At 61.1% G+C, this 435-nt stretch carries 1 pseudogene; it reads right to left on the reverse strand.

Annotation, left to right across the window (positions count from 1 at the left end):
- Window positions 1-177: 177 nt before the first annotated feature.
- Window positions 178-435, reverse strand: a pseudogene (locus tag J5M71_RS28740) (N-acetylglutaminylglutamine synthetase); the annotation flags it as partial.

Consider the following 435-nt stretch of genomic DNA (forward strand, 5'->3'; position numbering starts at 1 on the left):
TGTGTGGTCATGGTCATGGAAACTCCTGATGGGTTGTGCACACCGATGGTTTCGATGAGGAAAATTGGTGGTGACGTTCAGGGCCTCTTCGCGAGCAGGCTCGCTCCCACATTTGGAATGCATTCCCCCTGTGGGAGCGAGCCTGCTCGCGAAGGCGTCAGCCGGAACAACGATGGTTCAAGAGACAGCCGGCTGACTATGCGGAAACAACAGATCGACAAAGCGCTCCGCCGTCGGCTGCGGTTCATGGTTGGCGAGGCCGGCGCGCTCATTGGCTTCGATGAACACGTACTCGGGCTGATCTGCCGCCGGCACCATCAGATCGAGCCCGACCATCGGAATATCCAGCGCCCGCGCCGCGCGCACGGCCGCGTCGACCAGGGTCGGATGAAGAATGTCGGTCACGTCTTCCAGTGTCCCGCCGGTGTGCAGGTT

The organism is Pseudomonas sp. 43(2021), from assembly GCF_017490805.1.
GTDB lineage: Bacteria > Pseudomonadota > Gammaproteobacteria > Pseudomonadales > Pseudomonadaceae > Aquipseudomonas.